Below are 22,785 nucleotides of genomic sequence, written 5' to 3' on the forward strand. Positions count from 1 at the left end.
CCGCATGGCCCACCCCAACGCCGAACTGATCGAGCGCTTCTACCAGGCCTTCCAGCGCCTCGACGGCGAGGCCATGGCGGCCTGCTACGCTCCCCAGGCGACCTTCCACGACCCGGCCTTCGGCGAACTGCGCGGGCGCGAGGTGGGCGACATGTGGCGCCTGCTGACCAGCCGGGCGCGGGACTTCCGCCTGGACTACGCGAACGTCCGCGCCGACGAGAACGAGGGGCGTGCGCAATGGGTGGCCCACTACCTGTTCACCCAGACCGGGCGCAGGGTGGAGAATCGCATCGAGGCCCGTTTCCGCTTCGCCGGCGGTTTGATCGTCGAGCATCGCGACCAGTTCGACCTGTGGCGCTGGAGCCGCCAGGCGCTTGGCGCCAAGGGCCTGCTGCTGGGCTGGGCGCCGCCGGTGCAGCGGGCGATCCGCGGGCAGGCGCGCAAGGGCCTGGCCGCCTACCAGGCTGCCCATCCGGCGGCCGGCTGAGGCTGTCGGTGGCCGAAGCGCGGATAATCTCCTAAGCTCGCCGCGGACAACCCGCAGGACGCCGCGATGATCACGCTCTTCCAGTTTCCCGCCGCATTCAACGTACCCAATGCCAGTCCCTACTGCCTGAAACTGGAAACCTGGTTGCGCCTGGCCGGCCTGGAGTATCAGGTGAAGGTCGTCAGCGACCCGCGCAAGGCGCCCAAGGGCAAGCTGCCCTACGTGCGTATCGAGGGCGAGGCGATCGGTGACAGCGAGATCGTCATCCGTACCCTCGGCGAGCGCTACGGGGTCACTCTCGACGCCGGCCTGGATGCCCGGGGCAAGGGCTGGGCACGGGCGATCACGCGCCTGTGCGACGAACACCTGTACTACCTGATGCTGTATTTCCGCTGGTTCGACGAGGACAGCTGGCGCGTGCTCAAGCCGGTGTTCTTCGGCTCGCTGCCATTCGGCGTGCGCGACGCGGTGGCCTGGGCCATGCGCCGCAAGGTCCGCGCTACCCTCAGGGCGCAGGGACTCGGGGTCCACGGCAGGGACGAACTGCTGGCCTTCGCCCGCGACGACCTCGATGCCCTCGACGGCCTGCTTGGCCAGGTCCCGTACTACGGCGGCGAACATCCGTGCAGCGCCGATGCCGCCGCTTACGGTATCCTCGCCAACCTCATCGAGGCGACCCTGGATACCCCACTCAGCCATGTGGCGCGAGGCTATCCGCGCCTGGTGGCGTATTGCGAGCGGATGCGGGAGCGGGTCTGGAGTGAGTGAGGCGACGGCCGCCACGGCGGCGATCGGGAAGTGTTGGTCGGTCTACCTGGTGAGGGCGGAAAACGGCGCGTTGTACTGCGGCATCAGCGACGATCCGCTGCGCCGCTTCGACACTCATTGCAGCGGCAAGGGCGCGCGGTTCTTCCATTCCAGCCCCGCCCGCGCGCTGGTCTACGTCGAGGCCTGCGCCAGCAAGGGCGACGCCCTGCGCCGCGAGCGGGCGATCAAGGCCCTGAGCAAGCGCGCCAAGGAGCGCCTGTTGGTCGGCGTACCGGTGTTGCGCGAGGTCGGCGAGCCGGCAATCTAGGACGTTCATCTGCGGTCATGGGGTATTCGTGGGTTACCTGAAGAATCATTGGTGGAAACGCTGGATCCGCCGCCGCGGCTGCAAGCTGGCCGGCGGCCCGGCCAGTGTCGGCAAGCGCACCACGCTGGTGCTCGAGGAGCGGGTCGAACTCGGCCACCTGCGCATCGTCCCGCCGAGGCTGGAGATCGGCGCCTACAGCTATGTGCGCAGCGGCACCGACCTGTCCCTGGTGGCGTCCATCGGGCGTTTCTGCTCGATCGGCTCGGACTGCTTCATCGGCCAGGAAAAGCACACCCATCCCAGCGACTGGGTGAGCAGCCACCCCTTCCAGCACACCGGCACCGCGCTGCGCTACGAGCCGGCGCTGAGCTACGCGGAAATCGGCCACGACGTCTGGATCGGGCACAGCGCGATGGTGATGGAAGGTGTCAAGGTCGGGACTGGGGCGATCATCGCCACGCGCGCCGTGGTCACTCGCGACGTGCCGCCCTATGCCATCGTCGCCGGGACTCCGGCGCAGGTGATCCGCTACCGGCATCCGCCGGAGATCATCGAGGGCCTGCTCGCCTCACGCTGGTGGGAGCTGGATAGCGCCTTCCTCACCGGCCTGCCGCTGGACCGACCCCGGGAGTTCCTCGCCGCCCTGGAGGCGCGCGAGGCGCCGCGTGCGGCGTACCGGCGGATGACCATCACCCGCCAGGGGTGCCGGCTGGATTGAGCGCGCCCATCGCCAGGCCCATCGGGCCAGGCGATGGGGCGCCCTTCATGTCCCGGATTGTCATAGGCGTGTTTTCCCAGCCGCGCTAAGCTGGTGCCTCACATCCGCCCGGAGGCGCCCATGTCAGAGCTGATCCTGCATCACTATCCCACTTCGCCCTTCGCCGAGAAGGCGCGCCTGCTGCTCGGTTTCAAGCAACTGTCCTGGCGTTCGGTGATGATTCCGCCGGTGATGCCCAAGCCGGACCTGGTGGCGCTGACCGGCGGCTATCGGAAGACCCCGGTGTTGCAGGTCGGCGCCGATGTGTATTGCGATACCGCGTTGATCGCCCGTCGCCTGGAGCAGGAAAAGGCGGTTCCGGCGCTGTTTCCCGAAGGCCAGGAGATGGTCGCCGCGAGCTTCGCCCAGTGGGCCGACGCGGTGCTGTTCCAGCACTCGGTAAGCCTGGCGTTCGCCCCGGAGTCCATCGCCGTGCGTTTCGGCAAGCTGCCGCCGGAATTCCTCAAGGCCTTCATGGCCGATCGCAGCCAGCTATTCAGCGGCGGCAGCGCCGGCCGCCTGCCGCTGGAACAGGCGCGCCACCAGTGGCCGGCATTCATGGCGCGACTGGAGCGCCAGTTGTCGCGCGAGGACGGCGATTTCCTGTTCGGCGAAGCGTCCGTCGCCGACTTCGCCGTGGCGCACTGCCTGTGGTTCCTCAAGGGCACGCCGGTCACCGCGCCGCTGGTCGACGATTACCCGCAGGTGCAGGCCTGGTTGGGACGGGTGCTCGGCTTCGGCCATGGCGCGCCAGCCGAGATGAGTGTGGAGGAAGCCCTGGAGGTGGCTCGCGGCAGCCAGCCCGCGGCATTGCCGGACGAATCCTTCAGCGACCCCAACGGTTTCCTGCCCGGCCAGGCGGTCGCCATCGCCGCCACCGACTACGGTGTCGACGCGGTACAGGGCGAACTGCTCTTCGCCGGCAGCGAGGAACTCATCCTGCGCCGCGAAGACCCGCGGGCGGGTACCGTGCATGTGCATTTCCCGCGCCTGGGCTTTCGCATCGAGGCGCGTTGAGGCATGCCGGCGGAGACCCCGCCGCTGCGGCCGGACGCCGATCCGCCGCAGTGCGCGTTGCCCGAGGCGAGGCCGGACCGCGACGCCGGCACCAAGCTGCGCGCCGCGGTGCTCGGTGCCAACGATGGCCTGGTGTCGAACCTGTGCCTGGTGATGGGCGTGGCGGGTGCGAGCATGGCGCATTCGTCCATCGTCCTCACCGGGATGGCCGGACTGGTGTCCGGGGCCTGTTCGATGGCCCTCGGCGAGTGGCTGTCGGTGACCAACGCCCGCGAGATGGCGAGCAAGCGCATCGCCGAGGAAGAACGCCTGCTCAGGCTCTGCCCGAACACCGAGACCCAGGAACTGATCGATATCTTCACCGCCAAGGGGCTGAGCGAGGTGTCCGCCCGGCGCGTGGCCCTGCAACTGATGAACGACGGTCGTGGCGCGCTGGACACCTTGTCCCGCGAGGCCCTCGGCATCGATCCGACGGAGTTGGGCGGCAACCCGTGGAACGCGGCGGGCACGTCGTTCCTGCTGTTTTCCCTTGGCGCTCTGGTGCCGGTGGCGCCGTTCCTGTTCCTCGACGGTGCCGCGGCGCTGGTCGCAAGCCTGCTGTCCAGCCTGCTTGCGCTGCTGTTCAGCGGCGCGGTCACCGCCCGTTTCACCGGGCGGCCGCTGGCGTTCTCGGCGTTGCGCCAGGTGCTGGTCGGTACCCTTGCCGCGGCCTTCACCTATGGGTTGGGCACCGCGCTCGGCGTGGGCCTGGGCTGAAAGTCCTTCGCCTGCGGGGGACTCCGTTTTACACTGCGACACCCGGCCGGCGTGGCCGGGAACAGGAAAAACCGACCAGGGAGTGGCCATGAACGCCTACGACATCGAAATCGTCAACGACGCCGCGCACGCCGGCGAAGCCAACCACGGCTGGTGCTTCGGCCTGCCGCCGGGCATCCGTCCGGAGCAGTGGCCGCTGGATCCGGACACCGGCTATCCGCTGATGCACGGCTTCACCCTGCTGCTGCCGGAGGACTACCGGGTGCATGGCCCGGAGATCGTCGCGCTGAGCTTCTTCTCCCTCGCCCCGGACCAGAACGACGGTGGACCGACCAGCGTCGACGGCATTCGCGAGATGCTCATCGATCCGCCCGCGCAACCGCCGGCCGAAGCGGAACTGCGGCCGTTCTGGGAGGCCGGGCGCAATAGCCATCCGCGTCTGCATCGGATGGAGGACATCCTCGGCGGCGCCTATGCGTTGATCCTGCTCGACGCCGCTGAATTCAGCGGCGCGCCCTGCCAGCCGCCGGCGCTGCCGGCGGGCAACCCGCTGTTGGCGCAGACCGAGCCGCCGCAGTGGCTGGAGGCTGGTTCGGCGGCCAGCTTCGTGCCGGACTGGGCGGAGGACGACTACTACCTGCTGCGCGCCCTCGGTGGCCGCCCGGCGGCCGGCCACCAGCAGCGCTACCCCCTGCGCTGGACGGCGCGGGCGCAAGACCCCAACGCCGGGGTGGTGCCCAGCGAATACGGCGACGGCGGCTACCAGCTGCCGCACTACTGGCTGGACGGCAAGATCGAGCGCGACAACTACCGCGAGCATCCCTGGGTGGAAGGGCACCTGCCGAACCATATCGGCGGCACCATGCGTCCGGTGCAGGGCGTACCGGAGATGAGTCCCTTCTACGTAGAGTTCGAGGAATACCTGGGCGGCTACAACTTCGGCGGCGGCAACGCCCAGCTCGATTTCCGCGACATGCGCTTCGACTGGGCCTGCGGCTGAGGAGGGAAAGGGAGCGCCGGCGGCGCTCCGGGGCGGCGCGGGTCAGTCCTTGCGCCGCTTGAGCTGGTCCTTCAACTGGGTCGGCAACTGGCGGATGATAAGCATGTCGCGCTCTTCGTCGTATTCCACCTTGGAGCCCAGCAGGTGCGCCTCGAAGCTGATCGACAGGCCTTCGGCGCGGCCGGTGAAGCGGCGGAACTGGTTGAGGGTGCGCTTGTCCGCCGGGATTTCCGGCGACAGGCCGTAGTCCTTGTTACGGATGTAGTCGTAGAACGCCCGCGGTTGCTGGTCGTCCATCAGTTCCGAAAGCGCGTCGAGGGTCATCGGCTCGCCGATGCGCGCCTGGGAGGTGGCGTAGTCGACCAGCGTCTCGGTCTTCTCGCGGGCCTGTTCCTCGGCCATGTCCTCGCTTTCCACGAAATCGCTGAAGGCTTTCAGCAGGGTGCGCGTCTCGCTCGGCGAATCCACCCCTTCCTGGCAGCCGATGAAGTCGCGGAAATAGTCGGAGACCTTCTTCCCGCCCTTGCCCTTGATGAACGAGATGTACTGCTTCGACTGCTTGTTGTTGCGCCATTCGGAGATATTGATCCGCGCGGCCAGGTGCAACTGGCCGAGGTCCAGGTGGCGCGACGGGGTGACCTCCAGCGACTCGTTCACCGCCACGCCTTCGCTGTGGTGCAGCAGGGCGATCGCCAGGTAGTCGGTCATGCCTTGCTGGTAGTGGGCGAACAGGATGTGGCCGCCGGTGGAGAGATTGGACTCCTCCATCAGCTTCTGCAGGTGCTCGACCGCTTCGCGGCTGAAGCCGACGAAGTCGCGATCGCCCTCCAGGTACTCACCGAGCCAGCCGCTGAACGGGTAGGCCCCGGACTCGCCCTGGAAGAAGCCCCAGGCCTTGTTCTTGGCGTTGTAGCTTTCGTTGAGGTCGGCCAGCAGGTTCTCGATGGCCTGGGAGTCGCCCAGCTCGGCGTCGCGCGCGTGGAGCACGGCCGGGGTGCCGTCGGGCTTCTTCTCGATCAGGTGGACGATGGCGTGATGGATCGGCATGTCAGGTTCGACCTTTCAGGTAATCGGCGGCGCCGCGCAGGTTTCCGCGACGCTGCGGGACACGCCGCTGGCGCGCCCGCGGATCGGCCAGTTTACCCGAGGTTGCCGGCTTCTGCCTGCGTCGCCTGGCGTTCCTGCAGACCGTGCAGGCGCTTGATCACGAAGTTCAGGTGCAGGTGCAGCTCGTACAGCTCGTGGTAGTAGGAGAGCGGCACCTCCACGGTGTTCAGCTCGCTCTCCAGTTTCTCCAGCCGCTCGATCTCGCTTCTCAGTTGCTCGGCGTCGGTACCGCTGTCGAGCTTGCGGTCGATGTCGCGGATGTAGCGGTACCAGCGGTAGATGCGCGCGCGGATGCGCCAGCGATACAGCGGGCCGATGGACTTCATCAGCGGGATGAGGATGGCGATGAACGGGATCAGCAGGATGATGTAGCGGTCCGCCAGGGAGGCGATGCGGAACGGCAGGTAGCGCTGCAGCAGCGGCAGGCCGCTCTTGTAGTAGCGCTCGGCGTCCTCGTGCAGGCGCAGGGTGCGCGGCTCGGCGCTGGGGAAGGCGCCGGGCTTGTCGAGCAGGCTGCCGTCCTTCATCACCTCGCGCGCGGCTTCCAGCACCAGCGGGATCAGCGCCGGGTGGAAGCGTTCGTTGATCACCAGGGTGGCCACCGGCGACAGGGTGCTGATGTTTCGTTCCGGCACGTTGCGCGGCAGGTTGAGCAGGCCCTCGCCGACCTCGACCCGCTTGAGGAACGGCAGGCGCGCCTCGTAGGCGGCGCTGCGGCGGAAGTTGACCAGGCGAAGCTGGTCGTTGTCGGCCAATTTCTGGATCGCCGGGTTCTCCGCCGGGCCGACGATGAACGCCGCGTCCAGCTTGCCGGCCAGCAGGTCGTCGACCACCGCGTTGCCGCCGCGGGCTTCCCAGGTGATCGGATAGTGTCCCGGGGCGATGTCGTTGGCCTGCAGGATCGCCTCGGTGGCGGCGCGGGTGCCGCTGCCGTCGCTGCCGATGGCCAGGCGCAGGTGCAGCAGGTCGCTGAGCTGGTCGATGTGCACGTTGCTGCGGTGGAACAGCCAGAGCGGCTCCTGGTAGACCGCGCCGAGGGTCTGCAACTGGCGCGCCTGCCCGGCTTCGAGCTGGCGCTCCTGGCCGCTCTGGACCAGGGCGATGTCGACCTCGCCGGTGCCGAGCAGGCGCTCCAGGTTGTCGCGCGAGCCGGCGCTGGGCACCAGCTTCAGTTCGAAGCCCTGCTCCTTGAGCTTTTCCCGGAGCTTGCCGGCGAACACGGCGTAGCCGCCGCCCTCGGCGCCGGTGGCCATGGTCGCGCTCATCGGCGGCGGCGGGGCGACGAAATAGAACACCGCGGCGACCAGGGCGGCGATCACCGGGATCAGCCAGAGGTTGGCGCGGATCAGGATGGCGAGGTCCTTGAGCAGGTGCTTGATGCGATTCATGAGCGGTCCTTGTGCTGCTCTCCAGAAGGGTATGACGGATGCGGGCGGGCGCACTCCTCAGCGTAGCCGAGGGTCACCGGCGGTCCGTGCGGAACTGCCGGCAGAGCACCCGGTGGCGATGGCGGAAGATGCGGGTGAGGAACCAGCGTACCAGTCCGGCGGCGAATAGCGGGCGCACGGTCAACTGGTCGACCAGCAGGCATTCCCCGGCCTCGCCCGGTGTCGGCAGGATGCGTCGCTCGTGGCGCCAGAGGCGCATGCCGGTCATCGGCGACTGTTCGATGAAGCCGTGGCCGGGCGTCAGCTCCAGCAGGGTCAGTTGCGAAGTGCCCAGCGGCAGCAAGCCGAACAGGCGCATGTGGCTGCGGAACAGCGGGCGCCGGGGCACTACCTCCAGGTCTTCGAGGCTGCGGATACCGGGCGGTACGCTCATGCTCAGCAACGGGCGTATCTCGCGGAGTATCCCGTCCACCGAGGTGATCCACCGCCAGAGCTGTTCGGGGCTGGCCTGCAGGCGCGATTCGAAATGCAGGCTGATATTCATCGCAGGCTCCTGCTAGGGTTGTGGGAGGACGCGCTGTCCATGGCGCCCGTGCCGTGCAAGCCTAAGCCAGACGAACCGAGACGTCGAACCGAAGGAGGACGCCATGCTGATCCGCGCCGCAACCTCGACCCTGCTGGTGGTCGATATCCAGGAACGCCTGCTGCCGGCCATCGACGACGGTCCGGCGCTGGTCGAGTACAGCCAGTGGTTGTTGCGCGTGGCCCGCGCACTGGACGTGCCGGTGCTGGCCAGCGAGCAGTACAGCAAGGGCCTGGGGCCGACGGTGGCGGCCCTGCGCGATGAGCTGGAGCCCACGCAGATCCTCGAGAAGCTGGACTTCTCGGCCGCCGCCGACGGCGCCCTGCTGCGCGCGCCCGGCGGCGACCGCCGGCAGTTCGTGGTTTGCGGCAGCGAGGCGCACGTCTGCGTGCTGCAGACCGTGCTCGACCTGCTTGGCCGTGGTCGCGAAGTGTTCGTCGTGGAGGAGGCGATCGGCTCGCGGCGGCCGAGCGACAAGGCGCTGGCCGTGGAGCGGATGCGCCAGGCCGGGGCGATGATCGTGTCGCGGGAGATGGTCGCCTTCGAATGGATGGGACGCGCCGGCAGCGACCGCTTCCGCGAGATCAGCCGCAACTTCATTCGCTGAGCGGCGGTTGCTCGGCCTGGTAGCGCCGGGCCTCCTCGCGCAGCCAGTCGGCGAAGGCCTGGTGGCGGTCGCTCGGCGGCTCGCGCTGCGGCCAGACCAGCCAGTAGGGATAGGGGTAGGGCACGCGGATGTCGCCCAGTTGCACCAGGCGGCCCTCGGCGAGGGCGCCGGCGACCAGGCTGCGACGCTCCAGGGCGATGCCCTGGCCCAGGCGCACGGCTTCCAGCAGCAGGTTCGAGTCATTGATCAGCAGTCCGTGCTGCGGTTCCGCCACGCCGGCGCGCTGGCACCAGAGCGCCCAGGATTCGGTGGAGCGCAGTGTAGGGCAGGCGACGATCTCGCTCGGCGTGCGCGGCAGGCGGCCGCCGTTGAAGTCGGGCGCGGCGACCATCAGCAACTCGTCGTCGAACAGGCGTTCCCGACCGACCCCTTCCCAGTCGCCCTTGCCGATGCGTACGCCGAGGTCGGCCAGGCCCTGGCGCAGGTTCTGCACGTCAAGACTGGCGACCAGCCGCACGCGACAGTGCGGATGGCGCTCGCGAAAGCGCGGCAGGCGCGGCAGCAGCCAGTTCAGGCCGAAGGACGGCATCACCGTGACCACCAGCTCACCCTCCCGTGGACGCGCCCGCACCACCCGCGTGGCGTCGGCGATCTCGCCCAGAGAGGCGCGTACCTGCAGGGCGTAGAACCGGCCGTTCTCGCTCAGGCGCAGGCCGCGCCCCTCGCGGACGAACAGGGCCAGGCCGAGGAGGTTTTCCAGCAGCTTGATCTGCTGGCTGATCGCTGAGTGGGTGACGTGCAGCTCGCTGGCGGCCTGGCTGATGCTGCCGAGCCGGGCGACCGCTTCGAAGCTGCGCAGGGCGGTGAGGGGAGGGAGGTCGCTCATGTAAGTTTTTCTAAAGGATTCGCTGAATTTATCTCGATATTTTTCGCGTTGTGCAACGACTAGAGTGATTTTCCCAGGCGTCGCCCTCTTAGCGGCGCTTAATCATCGACAAAGGATGCCGCGATGCAACTGATCGGTATGCTGGATTCGCCTTTTGTGCGCCGGGTCGCCATCGCCCTGCGCCTGCTGGACCTGCCCTACGAGCACCGGCCGCTGTCGGTGTTCCGCAATTTCCAGGCGTTCAGCCTGTTCAACCCGATGGTCAAGGCGCCCACGCTGGTGCTGGACGATGGCACCGTGCTGATGGACTCCAGCCTGATCCTCGATTACCTGGAGTGCCTGGCCGGCCGCGAACGCAGTCTGCTGCCGCAACGGCCGCAGGCCCGTGCACGGGCGTTGAGTCTGATCGGCGCGGCGCTGGTGGCCTGCGAGAAATCCGTGCAGATCTACTACGAACTGAACCTGCGTCCCGAGGAACGCCGCCACGGCCCCTGGCTGGAGCGGGTGGAGGGGCAGTTGCTGGCGGCCTACGACTGGCTGGAGGCAGCGCTGCGCCAGGAGCCGCTGGCACGCGACGGTGGCATCGAGCTGGTCGGGGTGACCGTCGCGGTGGCCTGGCGCTTCAGCCAACTGGTGGTCGCGGAGCGGGTCGCCGCCAGCGAATACCCGGAACTGGCAAGCTATTCGGATTATGCGGAGGGGTTGCCGGTGTTCCTCGATACGCCGCCGGTCTGAGCCCGCGAGGCGCCAGGCTGGCGCCCCTCGAACGGCTCGATTCCGCCTGCGCCCGGCCTCGGTTCGCTGTAGGTCGCTGCCGTCGTCACGGCCCGGACCGGTTGTTGCGAACTGCTGTTCGGCGCCGGCCTGGAGGCGGCCCGGCCCTGGCTCAGCCTGGTCCTGAGCGCGGCCCTCGGCTTGCTCTTCGGCATGCTGCTGGGCGGGCTCTGGTTCGGCTACTGGATCCGCCAGGAGGGATTGCAACTGACCCACCTGCTGCTGGTGGTCTGGGTGCTGGCAAACTTCTTCGTGCTCAACGTCCGCTGGAACTGATGGGGACTGCCGGTACGAGGAGCAGGACGCGAGGACGGCGACAGTGGAGCGAGCCGGACGCCCGTCGATAGCGCGAAGTCGCATCTCGCTCCTGCCACCCGATCCCTCGGCTCCCCTCTGTTCGCACGCGCTGCATGGGCTGACGCAGTTGGAACTGCCCCCGGGCAGTGGCAGCCGGCTGCCTCGAGGGCAGGTGCTCCGGCTGGCTCGGCATGGTCACTGGAGTTCAGCCCCGGGTTCTTCGAGAAAAGCAGAACCTGCTGCATCGGCTCCTTTCGCCCGACTGGGCTCAGCGCAGCTCTTCGGCGGCGGCGACCAGTTGTTCGAGTTGATGGTGGATCTGGGCCCTATCCAGCAACTGCAAGGGCTGGCGGTTCCAGAGCAGCCGTTCGCCGCTTTCGGGGTCGCGGCCTAGGATCGGCTTGCAAGGGTCCTGGCTGAACAGGTTCTGCTCGCTGGCCGTAGCGTCTCCTTGTCCTTCCAGGCGGGTGAACATCAACAGGTGATCGGTCGGATGTTCTGCCAGATGGCAGAGATGCGGGCCCACCTGCAGGCTGAGTACGCTCTCCTCGTCATTGGGCGTCGGGAGATCGAGAGCGAGAAAAAGCTGGTGGATGGCGGCGCGGTAGAGTGGATTCATGGCGTGTTCCGAGTCACTGGAGGCGGCTATTAGAGCAGTGCCAGCCCGGAGAGACTGTTAATCGTGGTTCTCTTTTTTTAGGTTTTGCCGCTGCCGATTCCAGTGAAAAAACGGCGGCCAATCCTGATAGGCGATGGGGTTTCCCGTTCCTAGACTGGCGGAGAAACATCAGGAGAAGGCAACCATCATGCATATTCAATCGCTTCAGCAGAGTCCGTCTTTCGCCGTCGAATTGCACCAGGCCGCCAGTGGGCGTTTGGGACAGATTGAGGCCCGCCAGGTCGCCACCCCCAGTGAAGCGCAGCAGTTGGCCCAGCGCCAGGAGGCGCCGAAGGGTGAGGGGCTGCTCGCTCGCCTGGGCGCGGCGCTCGTGCGTCCCTTCGTGGCGATCATGGACTGGCTGGGCAAACTGTTGGGCTCCCACGCCCGCACCGGGCCGCAGCCCAGTCAGGACGCGCAGCCTGCGGTCATGTCCTCGGCCGTCGTGTTCAAGCAGATGGTGCTGCAGCAGGCATTGCCCATGACCTTGAAGGGACTCGACAAGGCGAGCGAGCTGGCGACCCTGACACCGGAAGGACTGGCCCGGGAGCACTCCCGCCTGGCCAGCGGAGATGGGGCGCTGCGTTCGCTGAGCACCGCCTTGGCCGGCATTCGTGCCGGCAGCCAGGTCGAGGAGTCCCGTATCCAGGCTGGCCGCCTGCTCGAACGGAGCATCGGCGGGATCGCGCTGCAGCAGTGGGGCACCACCGGCGGTGCCGCGAGTCAACTGGTGCTCGACGCAAGCCCGGAACTGCGGCGCGAAATCACCGACCAGTTGCATCAAGTAATGAGCGAGGTCGCACTGTTGCGCCAAGCGGTAGAGAGCGAGGTCAGCAGAGTATCGGCCGACAAGGCGCTGGCGGATGGCCTGGTGAAGCGGTTCGGGGCGGATGCGGAAAAGTACCTGGGCAGACAGCCTGGTGGCATCCACAGTGACGCCGAAGTGATGGCGCTTGGTCTCTACACCGGCATTCACTACGCGGACCTGAATCGCGCTCTGCGTCAGGGGCAGGAGCTGGATGCGGGACAAAAGCTGATCGACCAAGGTATGTCCGCGGCCTTCGAGAAGAGCGGACAGGCTGAACAGGTAGTGAAGACTTTCCGTGGCACCCGTGGCGGGGATGCCTTCAACGCCGTGGAAGAGGGCAAGGTTGGCCACGACGACGGCTATCTCTCCACCTCCCTGAACCCCGGTGTCGCGAGGAGCTTCGGGCAGGGCACGATATCCACCGTGTTCGGCAGGTCCGGAATCGATGTCAGCGGGATATCGAACTACAAGAATGAAAAAGAGATTCTCTATAACAAAGAGACCGACATGCGCGTGCTGCTGAGCGCCAGCGATGAGCAGGGAGTGACCCGCCGGGTCCTCGAAGAGGCGGCCCTGGGGGAGCAGAGTGGCCATAGCCAGGGACTGCTCGATGCTCTCGACCTGGCAAGCAAACCGGAACGTTCAGGCGAGGTCCAGGAACAGGATGTACGCCTGAGGATGCGCGGCCTTGATCTGGCCTGACCGGTCGTAAAAGAAAGACGTCACGAACGGACACCTTGGGGTGTCCGATTCTTGGCTCGGCAGCGGATCCGGGTGGAGAGGCGTGCTGGCTATTCGCCCAGTGGTTCCAGGAGGGCTGCTGTCCAGCGCTCCTTGCGCCAGGCCCGGCGCTGCTTCTTGTCGAGGTAGGTCCAGGCGACGAAACGGCTCTGCTTCTGTCCCTGGGCCATGTCCACCACGCGGATATCGCTGGCGCCCAACGTCTTCAGGCGCTCCTGGAGGTTCGGCAGGTTGCTCGCCTTGGATACCAGGGTGGTGAACCAGAACACCTGCGTGGCGAACGCCCGGCTTTCCTCGGCCATGCCGGCCAGGAAGGCCGCTTCGCCGCCCTCGCAGTACAGCTCGGCGCCCTGGCCGCCAAAGTTCAGTAGCGGCAGGGTACGGGTCGGGTCGAGCTTGCCGAGGTTCTTCCACTTGCGCCGGCTGCCGCGCGTGGCTTCGTCCAGCGAGGCGTGGAAGGGCGGGTTGCAGAGGGTCATGTCGAAGCGCTCATCGACGCCGATCAGGCCCTGGAATATCTGCCTGCGATCAGGCTGCCGGCGCAACTCGATGGCAGCGGCGAAGCGTGGGTTGGCGGCGAGGATCGCAGCGGCCGAGGCCAGCGATTGCGGGTCGATGTCGGCGCCGACGAAGCGCCAGCCGTATTCGTGGTGGCCGAGCAGCGGGTAGATGCAGTTGGCTCCGGTTCCGACGTCCAGCGCACGCAGGCCGGGACCGCGTGGAATCAGGCCATCGTGGCTGGCGCCGAGCAGGTCGGCCAGGTAGTGCAGGTAGTCGGCGCGACCGGGAATGGGCGGGCACAGGTAACCATCGGGTATATTCCACTCGCGTACGTCGTAGAACTGTTGTAGCAGCGCGCGGTTGAAGGCTTTCACCGCCGCCGGATCGGCGAAGTCGATGCTCTGCCTGCCGTACGGATTGAGGATGACGAAGCGCTCCAGTTCCGGGCTGCCGGCGATCAGGCGCGGAAAGTCGTAGCGTCCCAGGTGGCGATTGCGCGGGTGCAGCGGGCTGGCGCTCTTGCGCTCGGCGTCGGGATGCGGGCTGGTCGGGCGGGGCATGTTCTCGGTTTCCGTGACGGCGAGGCGGGCATTATTCACATCCGCCGGAGGCTGGCCAGTGTTTCTGCCGAGCGGCGCGCTCCTGGCCCGGTCACAATGGAAACAGCCACGGAATCACCAGCACGCAGACGAACATCACCAGCAGGGTAAATGGCACGCCGATCCGGACGAAGTCGCCGAAGCGGTATTGGCCAGGGCCCAGCACCAGGGTGTTCACCGGCGAGGAAATCGGCGTCATGAAGGCTGCCGAGGCCGCCACCGCCACCACCATGGCGAAGGGGTAGGGCGAGGCGCCGATCTGCTTGGCGGTGGCGATGGCGATCGGCGCCATCAGCACCGCGGTAGCGGTGTTGGAGATGAACAGGCCGATGGCCGCGGTGAGCAGGAACAGGCTGGCCAGCAGCACGCGCGGGCCGGCGTCGCCGAGGGCGTCGACCAGCAGCGAGACCACCAGGTCGATACCGCCGGTCTTCTGCAGGGCCAGGGCGAAGGGCAGCATGCCGACGATCAGGACCAGGCTTTGCCAATGGATGGCGCGGTAGGCGCCGTCCATGTCGATGCAACGGAACAGGCCCATCAACAGGCAGCCGACCAGTGCCGCGACCACGTTGGGCACCACCCCGCTGACCATCAGCGCCACCATCACGGCCAGGCTGAGCAGGGCGTGCGGCGCCTTGCTCAGGGCCGGCGCCACCTCGTCGATCTCCGCCGGCAGGCTGAGCACCAGGAAATCGCGGTTGCGTCCCTGCAACTGGCGGATCGCCTTCCAGGCGCCGATCACCAGCAGGGTATCGCCCAGGCGCAGCTTCTCTTCCAGCATGCCGTCGGTGAGCGCTTCGTGGTCGCGACGCAGGCCGACCACGTTGAGCCCGTACTGCGAACGGAAGCCCAGTTCCAGGACGCTCTTGCCGAGCAGGGTGGAGTCCGGCGGCAGAGTCACCTCGGCCATGCCGACCTCCCGCGACTGGTCGATGAAGTAGCTGGCGCGGAACGGCAGGCGCACCAGGTTCAGCTCGGCGCAGCGCCGGTCCATGTCCTCCGGAGGGGCGAAGACGTCCAGCAGCAACACGTCGCCCGCCTTCAGCTCGGTGCTGCCGCCGACCTTGACCACCTCGCTGTGGAACTTGCGTACCCGCTCCAGGCCGACCACGTTGGCGCCCAGGCGGGTGCGCAGTTGCAGTTCTTCCAGGGTGCTGCCGATCAACGGCGAGCCGAGCTGGACCTGCAGGCGCCGTTCGCGGCCGGCCAGGCGATAGTCGCGGATCAGGTCGCGCAGGGTCCGCCGTGCCTTCGGCGCGCCGACTTCCGCCGGGCTGGCGGCGTTCAGCCAGTTGCGCGTGAGCAGCATGTAGGCCACGCCGATGGCGAGCACCATGAGGCCTATCGGGGTGAAGGCGAAGAAGCCGAAGCCGGCATGACCCTCGCGCGCCAGCTCGCTGTTGACCACCATGTTCGGTGGCGTGGCGACCAGGGTCATCATGCCGCTGATCAGTCCGGCGAAGGCCAGCGGCATCATCAGCCGGCCCGGAGGGATCTTCAGCTTGGCGGCGATGCTCAGGACCACCGGGATGAAGATCGCCACCACCCCGGTGGAACTCATCACCGAGCCCAACCCGGCCACCGCCAGCATCAGCAGTACCAGCAGGCGCGCTTCGCTGCTGCCGGCGCGGGCGATCAGCCAGTCGCCGACCTGGTAGGCCACCCCGGTACGCACCAGGCCTTCGCCGATCACGAACAGCGCGGCGATCAGTATCACGCTGGGATCGCTGAAGCCGGCCAGGGCTTCGTTGAGGGTAAGGGTTCCGCTGACGCTGAAGGCCATGATCACCAGCAGGGCGATCACGTCCAGGCGCAGGCGGTTGTGGATGAAGAGGGCGACGGTGGTGGCGAGCAGGCCGACCACCCAGAGCAGTTCGAGGTTCATGCGGGCATCTGAGCGGGAGGATGCCTGCGAGTGTGGCAGACGGACGCGGATCGCGCCTTGATCTGCTGCAGGTCGACGGCGCCTCCCCGCTTCGCCGCGGAGAGGCGCCGCGGCCCTGTCAGCCGAGGAGGAGGGCGTCGTCGGCGAGCTTCTCGCCGCGCACCTTCTCGAACATCGCCAGCAGGTCCGGTACGTCGAGGCCCTTGCGTTGCTCGCCGGAGACGTCCAGCACCACCTGGCCCTGGTGCAGCATCACCGTGCGCTCGCCCACGTCCAGCGCCTGGCGCATGCTGTGGGTGACCATCATGGTGGTGAGTTTCTTCTCGGCGACGATCCGTGCGGTGAGATGCAGGACGAAGTCGGCGGTGCGCGGGTCGAGCGCCGCGGTGTGTTCGTCGAGCAACAGGATACGCGACGGCTGCAGCGCCGCCATCAGCAGGCTGACGGCCTGGCGCTGGCCGCCGGAGAGCAGGCCGATGCGGTCGCCGAGGCGGTTCTCCAGGCCGAGGCCGAGGGTCGCCAGGCTTTCCCGGAAACCGTCGCGCATCGATGCCTGCACCGCCCTGCCGAGGCCGCGACCGGCACCGCGACGCTGCGCCAGGGCCATGTTCTCCTCGATGGTGAGGTCCTCGCAGGTACCCGCCATGGGGTCCTGGAACACCCGCGCGACGCGGTTGGCGCGGGCCCAGACCGGCTTGCGGGTGACGTCTTCGTCGTCGATCAGGATCTGCCCGCTGTCGATCGGCAGGTCGCCGGAGACTGCGTTGAGGAAGGTCGACTTGCCGGCGCCGTTGGAGCCGATCACGGTGACGAACTGGCCGGCCGGGATGTCCAGCGACAGGCCGCGCAGGGCGCGGGTCTCGATGGGGGTGCCGGGGTTGAAGGTGATCTTCAGGTTCTTCGCGCTGAGCATGGTCAGGCTCCCTTCTTGCCGAGCAGGCGTTTCTTCATCATCGGAATCACCAGGGCGACGGTGACCAGCACCGCGGTGACCAGGTTCAGGTCCTGGGCCTGCAAGCCGATGAAATCGCTGTTCAGCGCCAGGGCGATGAAGAAGCGGTAGACGATGGCACCGAGGATCACCGCGAGGGTCGCCAGGATCAGCCGGCGCGAGGGCAGGATGCTCTCGCCGACGATCACCGCCGCCAGGCCGATGACGATGGTGCCGATACCCATGGAGATATCGGCGCCGCCCTGGGTCTGCGCGAACAGCGCGCCGGCCAACGCCACCAGCGCGTTGGAGATGGCCATGCCGAGCAGGATCATGCCGCCGGTGTTGACCCCCTGGGCACGGGCCATCCGCGGGTTGGAGCCGGTGGCGCGGATCGCCAGGCCTTTCTGGGTGGTGAAGAACCAGTCCAGCAGCAGCTTCGCGGCGATCACGATGAACACCAGCAGCAGCGGCCGGAACACGTAGTCGCTGAGCCATTCCGGCTGCAGCAGGGTGAACAATGTCGGCTCGGCGATCAGCGGTACGTTGGGCTTGCCCATGATGCGCAGGTTGATCGAGTAGAGCGCGATCATCATCAGGATGCTGGCGAGCAGGTCCATGATCTTCAGCTTGACGTTGAGCAGGCCGGTGGCCAGCCCGGCCAGTGCACCGGCGGCGGTGGCCGCCAGGGTCGCGCTGTACGGGTCCCAGCCAAGGGCGATGAGGGTCGCGCAGACCGCGCCGCCGAGCGGGAAGCTGCCGTCCACCGTGAGATCGGGGAAGCGCAGCAGGCGGAAGGAGATGAACACGCCGAGTGCCACGAGGCTGAAGATCAGGCCGATCTCCAGGGCACCGAACAGGGAAAACAGAGACATGACTTCGTAACCGAGTGCGTGAAGGCAGGATTATCGTGCCGTCCGGCCACGGGCGGAACGCCCGCGGCCGGCGGCCGCTTTTTTTACTTGATGACTTCCGCGGCCGACTTGAGCAGTTCGTCGGACAGGGTCACGCCTTGCTTCTGCGCGGCCCCGGGATTGACGAACAGCTGCAGGTTGTCGCTGGTCTCCGGCTTGATCTCGCCCGGCTTCTCGCCCTTGAGGATGCGCACCACCATGCGGCCGGTCTGCTTGCCCATCTCCTTGTAGTTGATGCCGAGGGCGGCGATGGCGCCGCGCTTGACGCTGTCGGTGTCGGAGGCGATCAGCGGGATCTTCGCATCGTTGCCGACCTTGACCAGCGCCTCGTAGGCGGACACCACGTTGTTGTCGGTGTTGGTGTAGATCGCGTCGACCTTGCCGACCAGGCTGCGCGCCGCCGAGCTGACGTCCACCGAACGCGGGGCCGAGGCTTCGACCAGGCTCAGGCCCATCTTCGGCAGCAGTTCCTTCAGCTCCTTGACCACCACCACGGAGTTGGCTTCGCCCGGGTTGTAGACCATGCCGATGCGCTTGGCGCCCGGCACCACTTTCTTGATCAGCTCGATCTGCTTGTCCAGCGCGAGCATGTCGGAAACCCCGGTGACGTTGGTGCCGGAGGCTTCCCAGCTCGGCGTCAGGTGCGCGCCGACCGGGTCGGTGACGGTGCTGAAGACGATCGGGATGCTCTTGGTCGCGGCCACCAGCGCCTGGGCCGACGGAGTGGCGATGCCGACGATCACGTCGGGCTTGTCGCCGATGAACTTGCGGGCGATCTGCGCGGCGGTGCCGGTGTTGCCCTGGGCGCTCTGGTACTGCCACTTGAGGTTCTTGCCGTCTTCGTAGCCGGCCTCCTGGAGGGCCTCCTTGACCCCGTCGCGAGCGGCGTCCAGCGCCGGGTGCTCGACGATGGCGGTCACGGCCACCGACTTCTGCTCTTCGGCGTTGGCGCCGAAGGACAGGGCCATGCCAAGGGCCAGGGCACTGAGGGGCAACCATTTATTCTTATAGGCCTGCATCATGCGGCGATCTCCTGATTGTATTGGCGCGCTGTAGCGAATTGTTCTGATTGGGCGGTGCGGGTACAGCGTGGCCGAAACATCGCATTTTTCGCGCAAGTCGTCAGCAGGTTTGATGTTTTTTCTTGCGGTGGGATTACCGCTGGGGGTGATCCGGGTAAGGTGTCGGCGTCGGACCGTGACCGAAAGGAGGCGACATGCTCACGACCATCGGCCGTTTTTCCCATCCCCTGGAGGCGCAGATCGCTCGCGCCCGCCTGGAGGCCGCTGGAATTCCGGCGTTCGTCGCCGACGAGCACACCATCAACATGCAGTGGCTGTACTCCAACGCACTGGGCGGCGTGCGCCTGCAAGTGCCCATGGTCTGTCGCGAAGACGCGGTGGCGCTGCTGGCCACCGATGAAAGCGAGGCGCTGCGGGCCGAGCAGGGCAGCAGCGAGTTCCAGTGCTTGCGTTGTGGCGGCGACCAGGTGGCCTGGAAGGTGGACGGCCGCCGCCTGGCCTTCCTTGGGATCCTGCTGCTCAACGTACCGCTGTGGCCGATCCGGCGTCGGTTGGTGTGCGAGGTCTGCGGTTTCCGCAGCGAAGTACCGATGCCTCTAAGCGAGTGAAAGCAAAACGCCCGCCTCTGGGAGGCGGGCGCTGGAGTTAGAGCGCGGCGATCTTTTGCCGTTGCTCGGCCAGCTTGGCCAGGGCCTGTTCGGCCTCGGCTAGCTTGGCGCGTTCCTTCTCGATCACGTCGGCCGGGGCCTTGGCGACGAAGCCTTCGTTGGACAGCTTGCCGCCGACGCGCTTGACCTCGCCTTCCAGGCGCTGGATCTCCTTGTCCAGGCGCCCCAGTTCGGCGCTCTTGTCGATCAGGCCGGCCATCGGCACCAATACTTCCATGTCGCCGACCAGGGCGGTGGCGGACATCGGCGCTTCCTCGCCGGCTTCCAGCACGCGGATGCTTTCCAGCTTGGCCAGTTTCATCAGCAGCGGCTCGTTGTCGGCCAGGCGGCGGTGGTCGCTGGGCGAGGCGTTCCTGAGGATGATGTCGATGCGCTTGGCCATGGAGATGTTCATCTCGCCGCGGATCTGCCGCACGCCGAGCATCAGCGCCTTGACCCACTCGATGTCGCCTTCGGCGGCGGCGTCGATCCTGCCTTCGTCGGCCACCGGCCAGGGTTGCAGCATCAGGGTCGGACCTTCCTTGCCGGCCTGGCCCTTGATGCGCTGCCAGATTTCCTCGGTGATGAACGGCATGAACGGGTGCGCCAGGCGCAGGGCCGTCTCCAGCACGCGGATCAGGGTGCGACGAGTGCCGCGCTGGCGCTCGATGGGGGCGTTCTCGTCCCACAGCACCGGCTTGACCAGCTCCAGGTACCAGGCGCAGTACTCGTCCCAGATGAACTCATAGAGGGCCTGGGCGGCCAGGTCGAAGCGGAAGGCGTCGAGCTGGCGGGTGACTTCCTGCTCGGTGCGCTGCAACTGGGAGATGATCCAGCGGTCGACCGAGGACAGCTCGACCGGCTCGCCGTTGACCCCGGTGTCCTGGCCATCGGTGTTCTCGATGACGAAGTTGGCGGCGTTCCAGATCTTGTTGCAGAAGTTGCGGAAGCCTTCGACGCGGCCCATGTCGAACTTGATGTCGCGGCCGGTGGAGGCCAGCGAGCAGAAGGTGAAGCGCAGGGCGTCGGTGCCGTAGCTGGCGATGCCTTCGGGGAATTCGGCGCGGGTCTGCTTGGCGATCTTCTCCGCCAGCTTCGGCTGCATCATGCCGCTGGTGCGCTTTTGCAGCAGGGTATCGAGGTCGATGCCGTCGACGATGTCCAGCGGGTCGAGCACGTTGCCCTTGGACTTGGACATCTTCTGGCCCTGGCCGTCGCGCACCAGGCCGTGGACATAGACGGTCTTGAACGGGATCTGCGGGGTGCCGTCGGGGTTCTTCACCAGGTGCATGGTGAGCATGATCATCCGCGCGACCCAGAAGAAGATGATGTCGAAGCCGGTGACCAGTACGTCGGTGGGGTGGAAGGTCTTGAGGAACTCGGTCTGCTGCGGCCAGCCGAGGGTGGAGAAGGTCCACAGGCCGGAGCTGAACCAGGTGTCGAGAACGTCTTCGTCCTGGCGCAACTCGACCTCGTTGCCGAGCTTGTGCTTGGTGCGCACCTCGACCTCGTCGCGGCCGACGTAGACGTTGCCGGCCTCGTCGTACCAGGCCGGGATGCGGTGGCCCCACCAGAGCTGGCGGCTGATGCACCAGTCCTGGATGTCGCGCATCCAGGAGAAGTACATGTTCTCGTACTGCTTGGGCACGAACTGGATACGGCCGTCTTCCACGGCGGCGATGGCGTCTTCGGCCAGCGGCTTGGTGCTGACGTACCACTGGTCGGTCAGCCAGGGCTCGATGACGGTGCCGGAGCGGTCGCCCTTCGGTACTTTCAGCGCGTGGTCGTCGACCTTCTCGAGCAAGCCCATGGCCTCGAACTCGGCGACGATGGCCTTGCGCGCGGCGAAGCGGTCCATGCCGGCGTAGCTCTGCGGCAGGCTGGGGTCGAGGTTCGGGTTGACGCTGCCGTCGAGGTGGAACACCTGGGCCTGGGCCAGCACCGCGGCGTTCTTGTCGAAGATGTTGATCAGCGGCAGGTCGTGGCGCTTGCCCACTTCGTAGTCGTTGAAGTCGTGGGCCGGGGTGATCTTCACGCAGCCGGTGCCGAATTCGCGGTCGACGTACTCGTCGGCGATGATCGGGATGTGCCGGCCGACGATCGGCAGTTCGGCGAACTGGCCGATCAGCTTGGCGTAGCGCTCGTCTTCCGGGTGCACCGCGACCGCGGCGTCGCCCAGCAGGGTTTCCGGACGGGTGGTGGCGACCACCAGGTAATCCAGGCCTTCGCTGGTCTTCGCGCCGTTCACCAGCGGGTAGCGCAGGTGCCAGAGGTGGCCCTTCTCGTCGTGGTTTTCCACTTCCAGGTCGGAAATCGCGGTGTGCAGCTTGGTGTCCCAGTTCACCAGGCGTTTGCCGCGGTAGATCAGGCCGTCTTCATGCAGGCGCACGAAGGCTTCCTTGACCGCTTCGGAGAGGCCGTCGTCCATGGTGAAGCGCTCGCGCGACCAGTCCACCGAGGAGCCCAGGCGACGAATCTGCCGGGTGATGTTGCCGCCGGACTGTTCCTTCCATTCCCAGACTTTCTCCAGGAACTTCTCCCGGCCGAGGTCGTGGCGGCTCACGCCCTGGGCGCCGAGCTGGCGCTCGACCACCATCTGGGTGGCGATGCCGGCGTGATCGGTGCCCGGCTGCCACAGGGTGTTGCGGCCCTGCATGCGGCGGTAGCGGATCAGCGCGTCCATGATCGCGTTGTTGAAGCCATGGCCCATGTGCAGGCTGCCGGTCACGTTCGGCGGCGGGATCATGATGGTGTAGGGCTGGCCTTCGCCGCTCGGAGCGAAGTAGTCGTTGGACTCCCAGGTCTCGTACCAGGAAGTCTCGATGGCGTGCGGCTGGTAAGTCTTGTCCATGCGAAAGGGGACCAAAGCTGAATATGGCTGGGGAAAATGCGAAGAAAGTCCGGGAGTATAGCGGGGATGGCAGCCCGGGGGTAAGGCCGCGGGCCGCGGCGGGCGCCCGCCGCGTCCGGATCAGCTGTTGCGTTGGCCGAGCAGGCGACCCAGGCGGGCTTGCAGGCGGCGGCGCAGTTCGGCTTCGATCTGCGGGGCGAAGTCGTCGATGACTTCCTGCAGGATCAGTTCGGCGGACGCTCGCAACTCGTCGTCCAGGCGCTCCTGTTCGGCGGGCGCCAGCCCTGCCGTGGTGGCTGCCGCGGTCTGCGGCTCTGGCGCGCGCGGGGCGGTACCGGGGGAGACGACGTCGGAGAGCAGGGGAATGTTGTCCGGCTCGAAGGATTCGGTCAGCAAGGGCGGCTCGTTCCGTTCGTAGAGCAGGTCGTGGATCGACTCCAGGTCATCGAGCAACTGCTCCGGGGGGTGTGTCGGTTTGTGGCTGTCCATGGTCG

23 protein-coding genes and 1 pseudogene are annotated in these 22,785 nt (G+C 67.0%); 12 read left to right on the forward strand and 12 right to left on the reverse strand.

The genetic code is table 11. The features are described from left to right. Positions 1 to 4: 4 nt before the first annotated feature. The 7 genes from ACI766_RS05460 (at position 5) to ACI766_RS05490 (ending at position 5,092) form a co-directional block, all read left to right on the forward strand. Entirely contained in the window at positions 5 to 487 is a 483-nt protein-coding gene (locus tag ACI766_RS05460) for a nuclear transport factor 2 family protein (protein WP_003118297.1), read from the forward strand. Between the two features lie 66 nt (positions 488 to 553). Further along, positions 554 to 1,255 (forward strand): glutathione S-transferase C-terminal domain-containing protein, encoded by a 702-nt coding sequence (locus ACI766_RS05465; protein ID WP_003092922.1) that lies wholly within the window; start codon positions 554 to 556, stop codon positions 1,253 to 1,255. Continuing rightward, entirely contained in the window at positions 1,248 to 1,562 is a 315-nt protein-coding gene (locus tag ACI766_RS05470; RefSeq protein WP_003119275.1) for a GIY-YIG nuclease family protein, read from the forward strand. Before ACI766_RS05465 ends, ACI766_RS05470 begins: the two co-directional genes overlap by 8 nt. A gap of 28 nt (positions 1,563 to 1,590) precedes the next feature. Then, on the forward strand, positions 1,591 to 2,280 hold the full coding sequence (locus ACI766_RS05475) for a CatB-related O-acetyltransferase (RefSeq protein ID WP_003105028.1): 690 nt from the start codon (positions 1,591 to 1,593) through the stop codon (positions 2,278 to 2,280). A gap of 120 nt (positions 2,281 to 2,400) precedes the next feature. Beyond that, entirely contained in the window at positions 2,401 to 3,336 is a 936-nt protein-coding gene (locus tag ACI766_RS05480; protein ID WP_023085955.1) for a glutathione S-transferase family protein, read from the forward strand. 3 nt (positions 3,337 to 3,339) lie between these two features. Continuing rightward, positions 3,340 to 4,092, forward strand: coding sequence for a VIT1/CCC1 transporter family protein (locus ACI766_RS05485; protein WP_003105033.1), 753 nt, complete (start codon positions 3,340 to 3,342; stop codon positions 4,090 to 4,092). An 88-nt stretch (positions 4,093 to 4,180) separates the two neighbouring features. After that, positions 4,181 to 5,092 carry a hypothetical protein gene (locus ACI766_RS05490; RefSeq protein WP_003119277.1) on the forward strand — a complete coding sequence of 304 codons (912 nt, stop codon included), beginning with the start codon at positions 4,181 to 4,183 and terminating at the stop codon, positions 5,090 to 5,092. 42 nt (positions 5,093 to 5,134) lie between these two features. Here the strand turns inward: ACI766_RS05490 and yejK are convergent, their stop codons facing one another. The 3 genes from yejK to ACI766_RS05505 all read right to left on the reverse strand — a co-directional run bounded on the left by yejK (position 5,135) and on the right by ACI766_RS05505 (position 8,131). Further along, positions 5,135 to 6,139 carry a nucleoid-associated protein YejK gene (gene yejK / locus ACI766_RS05495; RefSeq protein WP_003113787.1) on the reverse strand — a complete coding sequence of 335 codons (1,005 nt, stop codon included), beginning with the start codon at positions 6,137 to 6,139 and terminating at the stop codon, positions 5,135 to 5,137. Positions 6,140 to 6,231: 92 nt separating this feature from the next. Then, positions 6,232 to 7,587 carry a TAXI family TRAP transporter solute-binding subunit gene (locus ACI766_RS05500; protein ID WP_003111143.1) on the reverse strand — a complete coding sequence of 452 codons (1,356 nt, stop codon included), beginning with the start codon at positions 7,585 to 7,587 and terminating at the stop codon, positions 6,232 to 6,234. A 73-nt stretch (positions 7,588 to 7,660) separates the two neighbouring features. Beyond that, complete coding sequence (locus ACI766_RS05505; RefSeq protein WP_003100569.1) at positions 7,661 to 8,131, reverse strand: hypothetical protein; 471 nt, start codon at positions 8,129 to 8,131, stop codon at positions 7,661 to 7,663. Between the two features lie 103 nt (positions 8,132 to 8,234). Here ACI766_RS05505 and ACI766_RS05510 point away from each other — a divergent pair, with 103 nt between their 5' ends. Beyond that, positions 8,235 to 8,777, forward strand: a complete 543-nt coding sequence (locus tag ACI766_RS05510) for a hydrolase (protein ID WP_010793390.1) — start codon at positions 8,235 to 8,237, stop codon at positions 8,775 to 8,777. Here ACI766_RS05510 and ACI766_RS05515 read toward each other — a convergent pair. After that, entirely contained in the window at positions 8,767 to 9,663 is an 897-nt protein-coding gene (locus ACI766_RS05515) for a LysR substrate-binding domain-containing protein (RefSeq protein WP_003100573.1), read from the reverse strand. The two genes, ACI766_RS05510 and ACI766_RS05515, sit on opposite strands and share 11 nt — an antisense overlap. Before the next feature lie 123 nt (positions 9,664 to 9,786). Between ACI766_RS05515 and ACI766_RS05520 the strand changes: the two genes are divergently transcribed. Both ACI766_RS05520 and ACI766_RS05525 read left to right on the forward strand, forming a co-directional pair. Then, positions 9,787 to 10,398, forward strand: a complete 612-nt coding sequence (locus ACI766_RS05520) for a glutathione S-transferase (RefSeq protein ID WP_003100574.1) — start codon at positions 9,787 to 9,789, stop codon at positions 10,396 to 10,398. A 75-nt stretch (positions 10,399 to 10,473) separates the two neighbouring features. Beyond that, positions 10,474 to 10,713 (forward strand): annotated as a pseudogene (locus ACI766_RS05525) (DUF2165 family protein); the annotation flags it as partial. Between the two features lie 289 nt (positions 10,714 to 11,002). Here the strand turns inward: ACI766_RS05525 and ACI766_RS05530 are convergent. Continuing rightward, the gene (locus ACI766_RS05530; protein ID WP_003111148.1) at positions 11,003 to 11,353 is read right to left on the reverse strand and encodes a CesT family type III secretion system chaperone; all 351 of its coding nucleotides are present in this window, start codon (positions 11,351 to 11,353) and stop codon (positions 11,003 to 11,005) included. Positions 11,354 to 11,540: 187 nt separating this feature from the next. Between ACI766_RS05530 and exoS the strand changes: the two genes are divergently transcribed. Continuing rightward, positions 11,541 to 12,902 carry a T3SS effector bifunctional cytotoxin exoenzyme S gene (exoS, locus tag ACI766_RS05535; RefSeq protein ID WP_033944829.1) on the forward strand — a complete coding sequence of 454 codons (1,362 nt, stop codon included), beginning with the start codon at positions 11,541 to 11,543 and terminating at the stop codon, positions 12,900 to 12,902. 89 nt (positions 12,903 to 12,991) lie between these two features. Here exoS and rlmF read toward each other — a convergent pair whose 3' ends face one another. From rlmF to ACI766_RS05560, 5 genes are all read right to left on the reverse strand, one after another. Then, positions 12,992 to 14,002, reverse strand: coding sequence for a 23S rRNA (adenine(1618)-N(6))-methyltransferase RlmF (rlmF, locus tag ACI766_RS05540; RefSeq protein WP_003159388.1), 1,011 nt, complete (start codon positions 14,000 to 14,002; stop codon positions 12,992 to 12,994). A 91-nt stretch (positions 14,003 to 14,093) separates the two neighbouring features. Beyond that, positions 14,094 to 15,926, reverse strand: a complete 1,833-nt coding sequence (locus tag ACI766_RS05545) for an SLC13 family permease (RefSeq protein WP_003100585.1) — start codon at positions 15,924 to 15,926, stop codon at positions 14,094 to 14,096. Between the two features lie 118 nt (positions 15,927 to 16,044). After that, positions 16,045 to 16,839 carry an ABC transporter ATP-binding protein gene (locus ACI766_RS05550; protein ID WP_003092883.1) on the reverse strand — a complete coding sequence of 265 codons (795 nt, stop codon included), beginning with the start codon at positions 16,837 to 16,839 and terminating at the stop codon, positions 16,045 to 16,047. Positions 16,840 to 16,841: 2 nt separating this feature from the next. Then, positions 16,842 to 17,732, reverse strand: coding sequence for an ABC transporter permease (locus ACI766_RS05555; protein WP_003092881.1), 891 nt, complete (start codon positions 17,730 to 17,732; stop codon positions 16,842 to 16,844). 83 nt (positions 17,733 to 17,815) lie between these two features. Beyond that, entirely contained in the window at positions 17,816 to 18,793 is a 978-nt protein-coding gene (locus ACI766_RS05560; RefSeq protein ID WP_003092876.1) for an ABC transporter substrate-binding protein, read from the reverse strand. Between the two features lie 194 nt (positions 18,794 to 18,987). On the opposite strand from ACI766_RS05560, the gene ACI766_RS05565 reads away from it, so the two are divergent. Beyond that, a complete protein-coding gene (locus ACI766_RS05565; protein WP_009876983.1) occupies positions 18,988 to 19,401 on the forward strand; it encodes a DUF2007 domain-containing protein in 414 nt (137 codons plus the stop codon). A 37-nt stretch (positions 19,402 to 19,438) separates the two neighbouring features. Here the strand turns inward: ACI766_RS05565 and ACI766_RS05570 are convergent, their stop codons facing one another. Together ACI766_RS05570 and ACI766_RS05575 are read right to left on the reverse strand one after the other, a co-directional pair. Continuing rightward, positions 19,439 to 22,291, reverse strand: coding sequence for a valine--tRNA ligase (locus tag ACI766_RS05570; RefSeq protein WP_003092872.1), 2,853 nt, complete (start codon positions 22,289 to 22,291; stop codon positions 19,439 to 19,441). Positions 22,292 to 22,411: 120 nt separating this feature from the next. Continuing rightward, positions 22,412 to 22,780, reverse strand: a complete 369-nt coding sequence (locus ACI766_RS05575) for a hypothetical protein (protein WP_023085547.1) — start codon at positions 22,778 to 22,780, stop codon at positions 22,412 to 22,414. Between the last annotated feature and the right edge of the window lie 5 nt (positions 22,781 to 22,785).

Source organism: Pseudomonas sp. DL, assembly GCF_047199225.1.
Classification (GTDB): Bacteria; Pseudomonadota; Gammaproteobacteria; order Pseudomonadales; family Pseudomonadaceae; genus Pseudomonas; species Pseudomonas aeruginosa.

Bases quoted from the DNA above. Each gene is read 5' to 3' on its own strand.
- ACI766_RS05575 (WP_023085547.1), bottom strand. From the start codon at position 22,780: ATGGACAGCCACAAACCGACACACCCCCCGGAGCAGTTGCTCGATGAC.
- ACI766_RS05460 (WP_003118297.1), top strand. From the start codon at position 5: ATGGCCCACCCCAACGCCGAACTGATCGAGCGCTTCTACCAGGCCTTC.
- ACI766_RS05485 (WP_003105033.1), top strand. From the start codon at position 3,340: ATGCCGGCGGAGACCCCGCCGCTGCGGCCGGACGCCGATCCGCCGCAG.
- ACI766_RS05530 (WP_003111148.1), bottom strand. From the start codon at position 11,353: ATGAATCCACTCTACCGCGCCGCCATCCACCAGCTTTTTCTCGCTCTC.
- rlmF (WP_003159388.1), bottom strand. From the start codon at position 14,002: ATGCCCCGCCCGACCAGCCCGCATCCCGACGCCGAGCGCAAGAGCGCC.
- ACI766_RS05465 (WP_003092922.1), top strand. From the start codon at position 554: ATGATCACGCTCTTCCAGTTTCCCGCCGCATTCAACGTACCCAATGCC.
- ACI766_RS05515 (WP_003100573.1), bottom strand. From the start codon at position 9,663: ATGAGCGACCTCCCTCCCCTCACCGCCCTGCGCAGCTTCGAAGCGGTC.
- ACI766_RS05565 (WP_009876983.1), top strand. From the start codon at position 18,988: ATGCTCACGACCATCGGCCGTTTTTCCCATCCCCTGGAGGCGCAGATC.
- ACI766_RS05520 (WP_003100574.1), top strand. From the start codon at position 9,787: ATGCAACTGATCGGTATGCTGGATTCGCCTTTTGTGCGCCGGGTCGCC.
- yejK (WP_003113787.1), bottom strand. From the start codon at position 6,139: ATGCCGATCCATCACGCCATCGTCCACCTGATCGAGAAGAAGCCCGAC.
- ACI766_RS05555 (WP_003092881.1), bottom strand. From the start codon at position 17,732: ATGTCTCTGTTTTCCCTGTTCGGTGCCCTGGAGATCGGCCTGATCTTC.
- exoS (WP_033944829.1), top strand. From the start codon at position 11,541: ATGCATATTCAATCGCTTCAGCAGAGTCCGTCTTTCGCCGTCGAATTG.
- ACI766_RS05480 (WP_023085955.1), top strand. From the start codon at position 2,401: ATGTCAGAGCTGATCCTGCATCACTATCCCACTTCGCCCTTCGCCGAG.
- ACI766_RS05570 (WP_003092872.1), bottom strand. From the start codon at position 22,291: ATGGACAAGACTTACCAGCCGCACGCCATCGAGACTTCCTGGTACGAG.
- ACI766_RS05505 (WP_003100569.1), bottom strand. From the start codon at position 8,131: ATGAATATCAGCCTGCATTTCGAATCGCGCCTGCAGGCCAGCCCCGAA.
- ACI766_RS05545 (WP_003100585.1), bottom strand. From the start codon at position 15,926: ATGAACCTCGAACTGCTCTGGGTGGTCGGCCTGCTCGCCACCACCGTC.
- ACI766_RS05550 (WP_003092883.1), bottom strand. From the start codon at position 16,839: ATGCTCAGCGCGAAGAACCTGAAGATCACCTTCAACCCCGGCACCCCC.
- ACI766_RS05490 (WP_003119277.1), top strand. From the start codon at position 4,181: ATGAACGCCTACGACATCGAAATCGTCAACGACGCCGCGCACGCCGGC.
- ACI766_RS05500 (WP_003111143.1), bottom strand. From the start codon at position 7,587: ATGAATCGCATCAAGCACCTGCTCAAGGACCTCGCCATCCTGATCCGC.
- ACI766_RS05510 (WP_010793390.1), top strand. From the start codon at position 8,235: ATGCTGATCCGCGCCGCAACCTCGACCCTGCTGGTGGTCGATATCCAG.
- ACI766_RS05560 (WP_003092876.1), bottom strand. From the start codon at position 18,793: ATGATGCAGGCCTATAAGAATAAATGGTTGCCCCTCAGTGCCCTGGCC.